Annotated in this window: 6 protein-coding genes; 3 read left to right on the forward strand and 3 right to left on the reverse strand. The window is 71.6% G+C overall.

Translation table 11 applies throughout. The features are described from left to right. The coding region (locus tag G3I65_RS55855; RefSeq protein ID WP_160704727.1) for an HNH endonuclease signature motif containing protein at positions 1–908 on the forward strand (908 nt) is incomplete at its 5' end. Between the two features lie 606 nt (positions 909–1,514). Here G3I65_RS55855 and G3I65_RS55860 read toward each other — a convergent pair. Beyond that, positions 1,515–1,883 (reverse strand): MerR family transcriptional regulator, encoded by a 369-nt coding sequence (locus G3I65_RS55860; RefSeq protein ID WP_086858471.1) that lies wholly within the window; start codon positions 1,881–1,883, stop codon positions 1,515–1,517. A 54-nt stretch (positions 1,884–1,937) separates the two neighbouring features. Here G3I65_RS55860 and G3I65_RS55865 point away from each other — a divergent pair, with 54 nt between their 5' ends. Beyond that, complete coding sequence (locus G3I65_RS55865) at positions 1,938–3,095, forward strand: MFS transporter (protein WP_160704729.1); 1,158 nt, start codon at positions 1,938–1,940, stop codon at positions 3,093–3,095. 45 nt (positions 3,096–3,140) lie between these two features. Here G3I65_RS55865 and G3I65_RS55870 read toward each other — a convergent pair whose 3' ends face one another. Next, the gene (locus G3I65_RS55870) at positions 3,141–4,328 is read right to left on the reverse strand and encodes a glycoside hydrolase family 18 protein (protein ID WP_166641829.1); all 1,188 of its coding nucleotides are present in this window, start codon (positions 4,326–4,328) and stop codon (positions 3,141–3,143) included. Between the two features lie 156 nt (positions 4,329–4,484). On the opposite strand from G3I65_RS55870, the gene G3I65_RS55875 reads away from it, so the two are divergent. Further along, the gene (locus G3I65_RS55875; RefSeq protein WP_160704733.1) at positions 4,485–4,877 is read left to right on the forward strand and encodes a hypothetical protein; all 393 of its coding nucleotides are present in this window, start codon (positions 4,485–4,487) and stop codon (positions 4,875–4,877) included. On the opposite strand, the gene G3I65_RS55880 is transcribed toward G3I65_RS55875, so the two are convergent. After that, positions 4,871–6,208 carry an aminotransferase class V-fold PLP-dependent enzyme gene (locus G3I65_RS55880; RefSeq protein WP_160704735.1) on the reverse strand — a complete coding sequence of 446 codons (1,338 nt, stop codon included), beginning with the start codon at positions 6,206–6,208 and terminating at the stop codon, positions 4,871–4,873. The two genes, G3I65_RS55875 and G3I65_RS55880, sit on opposite strands and share 7 nt — an antisense overlap. Positions 6,209–6,439: the final 231 nt, after the last annotated feature.

The raw sequence follows: 6,439 nt of genomic DNA on the forward strand, positions 1-6,439 counted from the left end.
TGAGCACCCCGATGATCGACACCATCATCGACGCCGTCTCCCGCATCCCCGCCACCCACCGCGACGATGCCGAAGCGGATCTCCTCGCTTTCGCCGCCCAGGGTGGCCACAAGCAGGTGGCTGCCCTGGGTGCCCGGATCCTGGCCCATCTCGACCCCGACGGTCCCGCACCCGAGGACACCGAACCCGCCACCCCCGCGCGCGAGTTGTCGTTGCGCCGAAGACGCACCGGAACCTGGGAACTCACCGGCCGCTTCGACGACGAGACCGGCACCCGCGCCAGCGCCCTGCTGGATGCGTTGGCCGAACGCCGCGGCACCGACGACCTCCGCTCCCCACAAGAACGCTACGGCGACGCGTTCTCCGACGCGGTCGACCTCGCGTTGAACTCCGCCGACCTCCCCGCCCAAGCCGGGGAGCGCGTCCACGTGATGGTCGCGGTCTCCCTGGCGGATCTGAAATCCGGACGCGGCACGGCCACCCTGGGCGACACCGGCGCCATCACAGCTGCCGACGCCCGCCTCCACGCCTGCGACTGCAAACTCATCCCCGCCGTCCTCGGCACCGCCAGCGAACCCCTCGACCTGGGCCGCGCCCGCCGCCTGATCAGCCCCGGCCTCCGCCGCGCGTTGTTCCTGCGCGACCGTGGTTGCGCGTTCCCCGGCTGCCACCGCCCACCCCGGCACTGCCAGGGCCACCACATCCGGCACTGGGCCGACGGTGGCCCCACCGACTTGGCGAACCTGGTTCTGTTGTGCGGTCACCATCACCGGTTGTTGCACCGCTCGGGCTGGCAGGTCCGCATCGCTGCCGACGGCCATCCGGAGTTCCTGCCGCCACGGTTCTTGGACAAACGCCGAAAACCCAGGCGCAACAACATCCATCAGCCGCTGCCATTCGCAGCCTGAACACGGGACAGGCCCGCAGCCACCGGCTACGGGCCTACACCCACGCCCTCAATCAACCACCCCACGCCCAGCCGCCCCGCGGCCCAGCCACTCCACGCTCCAGCCACCCGACGCTTCAGTCACCCGACGCTTCAGTCACCCGACGCTTCAGTCACCCGCGCCCCAGCCACCCCACGGTTCAGCCACCCACACCCCAGCCACCCGACGCCCCGGCCACCCCAAGCCCCACGCCCCAGCCGCCCCACGCCCAGCCACCCCAGCTCCAGCCGCCCCGCGGCCCGGGCTCTGCACGACCTTTCCGCGTTTATTGCGCTCCGCCAGCGCCCTGACTGCTTCCTGACCCGGGCTTTGCGCACCGCCTACCCACGTTCGATAGCCCTCGCCCCGAACTGCGCAAGCCCCTATGCATCACGCGGCCTACCCACACCCCGACCGCCTCTCGGTCCGGCTTCCCGTACCCCCGGGATAGCACCGCCGCCCACCCACACCTCTCGCGCCGGGCTCTGCGCGCCCCTCAGACATCAAGCGCCGCCGGTCCGAAAGCGGGACCAGGCCCCCCGACTGATGCCCGCTCCGAAACGTCCTGCAGGTCAAGAAAGCCGCAAGCTAAACCCGGTTGTACTCCCGAACCGCGTCAAGGTACTCCGAAATCGCATCCCGGTTCCGCAGCAAGCATTCCGCCCGCCGAGCCATCCGATCCCGCTCCGCCTCCAACGTCGCCAGCATCTCCGGAGTCGCATCCGGAAAATAAATCGCCCGAGGCTTGTCGAGACACGGCAGGATCTGCTTGATGATCCGCGTAGGCAACCCGGCATCAAGCAGCCCCCGAACCTGAAGCACCCGATCGACCGTAGGCTCGTCGTAATCCCGATACCCGTTGGCCCCACGCGAAGCGATGATCAACCCCTGCTCCTCGTAGTACCGGAGCAGCCGGCGCGCGGTTCCGGTGCGTTCCGCCAGTTCGCCGATCCGCATGTGTGCCACCTCACGTAGACCTTCACACGTATGTGAAGGTTTCAGCATAACCGCATGACGATCTCCAGCACCCGGACGCCGACCCCCGCGCTCCTCGCCTTGACCACCGCCGCGTTCGTCACCGTGCTCACCGAAGCGCTTCCGGCCGGGGTGCTGCCCGGGATGAGCGCCGGGCTTGGGGTGGGCGTCGCCGCCGCGGGGCAGGCCGTGACGGTCTACGCGCTCGGCACCGCGCTCACCGCCATTCCGCTCGCCGCCGCGACCGCAACGTGGTCACGCAAACGCTTGCTGCTGGCCGGAGTGGCCGGGTTCGCGGTGGCCAACACCGTGACCACACTGTCCGCGGACTACGTGCTGACGATGGTCGCGCGGTTCGTCGCCGGGATCGCGGCCGGGGTCGTCTGGGCGCTGCTCGCGGGGTACGCGCGCCGGCTCAAGCCGGATGCTCCCGGCAAGGCGATCGCGGTCGTCATGGCCGGCATTCCGCTGGCGCTGTCGCTGGGGATCCCGGCCGGGACGTTCCTCGGCGACCTGCTCGGCTGGCGCTGGGCGTTCGGGGTCATGTCGGTGATCGCGGCCGTGCTGCTGGCCTGGATCGCCGCACGAGTTCCGGACCAGCCGGGACAGGCGGGCGGCCGGATCTCGGTCCGGCGCACGCTGACCGTGCCGGGGGTGGTGCCGGTGCTGGTCGTGACGCTCGTGTTCGTCCTCGCGCACACCGTGCTCTACACCTACATCGCGACCTTCCTCGCCCACGCCGGGCTCGGCGGTTCGGTCGACGTCGTGCTGCTGGTGTTCGGCGTCGCCTCGATGGCGGGTATCGGGGTCGTCGGCGCGGTGATCGACCGGGCGCCGCGCGCGCTGATGGTGGCCGGCACGGTCCTCGTCGCGGTGGCCGCGGCGGTGCTGGCGGTGTTCGCGGACAGCCCGGTGCTGGTCTACGCCGCGGTCGCGCTGTGGGGACTCGGCTGGGGCGGGGTCCCGACGTTGCTCCAGACGGCCGCCGGCACCGCGGGCGGCGAGGCGGCGGACAACGCGCAGGCCATGCTCGTCACGCTGTGGAACGCGGCGATGGCCGCGGGCGGGGTGGCCGGCGGCGTCCTGCTCGACGCCGCCGGGCCGTCGTCGTTCCCCTGGACGCTCCTCATCCTCCTGCTGCCGGTGCTGGCCGTGGTGCTCGGCGCGCGGCGGCACGGGTTCCCGGCGTCCTGAGTGGACGAAGGGCCCGGGCGCGCTCACGCCCGGGCCCTCCAGCTTCTAGCAGCGGCCCGCGATGGCCCGCAGCAGTTCCGCGTTCGCGGTGTCGCCCGACAGCTCCCAGGCGAACACGCCGCCGAGGCCCTGCGACTTCGCGTAGCCCGCCTTGGCCGACGCCGTCTCGGGCGTGTCGTAGCTCCACCACTGCGAGCCGCACTTCGCGTACGCCGTGCCGGCGACCTTGCCGTTCGCGGGACACGTCGTCTTGAGGACCTTGTAGTCCTCGACGCCCGCTTCGTACGTGCCCGGCGCCGGGCCGGTGGCGGTGCCGCCGGGCTGCTTCTGCGTGACGCCGTCCCAGCCGCGGCCGTAGAAACCGAGGCCGAGCAGCATCTTCGACGACGGCACGCCCTGGTGGCGCAGCTTCTGGATCGCGGCGTCCGCGTAGTACCCGGCGTGCGGGATGCCCGGATAGGACCGCAGCGGCGAATGCGGCGCGGTGGGCCCGGTCGGCTGGCCGCCCGCGACGAAGTAGTCGTAGGTCATCACGTTGTACCAGTCGAGGTACCGGCTCGCGCTGCCGTAGTCGGTGGCGTCGATCTTGCCGTTCTTCGAGCCGTCCGCGGTGATGGCGGCCGTGACGAGCTGCCGGTGCCCGAACTTCGCGCGCAGCGCCTTGACCAGTTCGGTGAACGCCTGGGGACCGCTGGTGTCGCAGGTGTTGCCGCAGGCGTTGGGGTATTCCCAGTCGATGTCGATCCCGTCGAAAACGCCCGCCCAGCGCGGGTCGTTGACGAGGTTGTAGCAGGATTCGGCGAACGCGGCCGGATTCTTGGCCGCTTCACCGAAACCGGCCGACCAGGTCCAACCGCCGAACGACCACAGCACCTTCAGCTTCGGGTGCAGCTTCTTCAGCTCGAGGATCTGGTTGAAGCTGCCGCGCAACGTGCCGCTGTCCGCCTGGCCGCTCACACTCATGGCGGCGTCGTACGACATGTCGTGGTCGGCCCACGGGTCGCCGACGGCACAGCCACCGCCGGTGACGTTGCCGAAGGCGTAGTTGATGTGGGTCAGCTTCGCGGCCGAACCGGACGTCTCGATGTCCTTGACGTGGTAATTGCGCGCATAGACGTCCCAGTCGGCGAAGTAGGCCATCACCTTGCCCGGGGCCGGCCCGGCCTCGGCGGGCGGCGCGACGACGGCGGCGCCGGCGAGGGCCAGCGCGGCGGCGGCGATGCTCTTTTTCATCCGGTGCACGAAAATCTCCTTCGGCGAACCGCCCGTTCGAGTGCGAGGAGGCTAACAGGTCCAGACCACTGCGGACCAGAGCTAAACGTTGGGGTCAAAGGGTTTCCCGGTACCCCCGCAGCCGGGTGCGGATTCACGGCGTGCGATGATCGGCGGATGACCGAGTTCGGCTGCGCGCGCTGCTCGGGCGCCGACGCCCTCACCGCGCTGGCGTTCTGCACGACTCGCCTGCGCGAGATCCACCGGTTGGTCGAACGTTCGCATTTCGGCGTTTCCCTGCGCGAATGCCCGGAATGCGGCCAGGCTTTCGCCGCGATCTTCACGGAATTCGTCGACTGGAAGGGCGGGGAGGACGCGCAGTACTTCGACTTCGTCCCGCTCACCGCCACCGAGGTGACCTCGTTGGCGGCGCAGGGATCCCGCGTCGACCTGGCGGAGCTCGGCGCGCTCGGCAGCGTCCGGCGGCGGCTTTCCTCGAGCTGGCCGACCGGCGAGGAGAAGCGGATCGGCTGGCGGACGGACTCCCTTTCGGTGCGCGAAGGTTACTGAGCCAGGCGGAGGATCGCGGCGGCCGAACGGTCGACGTCGGCTTCGGTCGTGGACCAGTTGGAGACCGAGATCCGCAGGTAGCGGCGGCCGCGCCAAGTGGTGCCGCCCAGCCAGCAGGTGCCGTCGTCCTGCACCTTCCGGACGAGTTCGTCCGTTCCGTCCCCGAAGGACACCAGAACCTGGTTGAGCACGACGTCGTTGGCGATTTCGGCGCCACCGTCCGCGAGCCGCGCGGCGAACCGGCGCGCGAGCCGGCAGCAGCGGTCGACGAGCTCGGCGACTCCGTCGCGCCCCAGTTCGCGCAGCGCCGCCCAGACCGCGAAGCCGCGGGCGCGGCGCGAGGATTCCAAGGTCAGGTCGCCCATGCCGGCGAGGTCACCGGCGCCGGCCAGGTAGGCGGCGCGGTAGGCGATCGTCGCGGCGTGGACGTCCGGCCGGGCGCAGAAGACGAACCCCGAGTCGTACGGGACGTTGAGCCACTTGTGGCCGTCGCAGGCCCAGGAGTCGGCGAGTTCGACGCCGTCGAGCAGCGGCGCGGTGGCCGGGTTCGCCGCGGCCCACAGCCCGAAGGCGCCGTCGACGTGCACCCAGGCCCGGTGGGCGTGCGCGGCTTCGCAGGCTGCGCGGAGGTCGTCGCAGGCACCGGTGTTGACGTTGCCGGCCTGGAGGCAGACGATCGCCGGCCCGCTCCCGGCGTCGAGTGTCCTTCGGAGGTCGCCGACATCGATGGCACCCTGACCGCCGGCGGCCACCGGCTCGACCGCACTGGTGCCGAAGCCGAGCAGCCGCAGCGCGCGGTCGATGGTGGCGTGCCGTTCTTCACTCGCGACGATCCGGACCCGCGGCGCGCCGGCGAGCCCGTTGCGTTCGACGTCCCACCCGGCTTCGGCGAGGACGTGGTGCCGCGCGGCGGCGAGCCCGACGGTGTTCGCCCCCTGCCCGCCGGTGACGAACCCGGCGGACGCGGTGGCCGGGATGCCGAGCAGCTCCTTGAGCCACCGGCCCGCGGTGTCCTCCGCGGCGGCCGCGGCCGGGGAGAGCACGGCGTTGAAGGCGTTCTGGTCCCACCCGGCGGCGAGGACGTCGGCCGCGGTGGCGGCGGGCAGGGCGCCCCCGATGACGAACCCGAAGAACCGCGGCCCGGCGGTGGCGACGAGCCCGGAGCCGGCGGCGCGCGCGAGTTCTTCGAGCACTTCGGACGGTGGAGTCGGGCCGGCCGGGAGAGAACCACCGAAGTCCGGCGGGGTCCCCGCGGTCGCGACCGGCCGCTCCGGCAGGCTCGACCGGTAGCCGGCGGCCAGCTCGGCGGCACGGATCAGGAGGGCACGCATCTCGTCCACGCGCCGACTGTAGGCCGACCCGGGCGCGGTCCGCCGGTTTCGGCGGCGCCTGCTTGGGGCCGAGGTCCAGGCGTGCGACCCACCGCACCGGATCCGCACCATCTTCGGGCGGCCGCCGGCCAAATCCGACGCATCGGCCGAACCCACGCGCCAGCGCCGGACCGAGCCGGGCGCCGCGGTCCGCCGGTCTCGGCCGCACCGGGTTCCGGCCAGTCCCACCGG

The organism is Amycolatopsis sp. SID8362 (assembly GCF_010550475.1).
GTDB lineage: Bacteria > Actinomycetota > Actinomycetes > Mycobacteriales > Pseudonocardiaceae > Amycolatopsis > Amycolatopsis eburnea.

Excerpts from the sequence above, each read along its gene's own strand:
- G3I65_RS55860 (WP_086858471.1), bottom strand. The coding sequence starts at position 1,883 with ATGCGGATCGGCGAACTGGCGGAACGCACCGGAACCGCGCGCCGGCTG.
- G3I65_RS55865 (WP_160704729.1), top strand. The coding sequence starts at position 1,938 with ATGACGATCTCCAGCACCCGGACGCCGACCCCCGCGCTCCTCGCCTTG.
- G3I65_RS55870 (WP_166641829.1), bottom strand. The coding sequence starts at position 4,328 with ATGAAAAAGAGCATCGCCGCCGCCGCGCTGGCCCTCGCCGGCGCCGCC.
- G3I65_RS55875 (WP_160704733.1), top strand. The coding sequence starts at position 4,485 with ATGACCGAGTTCGGCTGCGCGCGCTGCTCGGGCGCCGACGCCCTCACC.
- G3I65_RS55880 (WP_160704735.1), bottom strand. The coding sequence starts at position 6,208 with ATGCGTGCCCTCCTGATCCGTGCCGCCGAGCTGGCCGCCGGCTACCGG.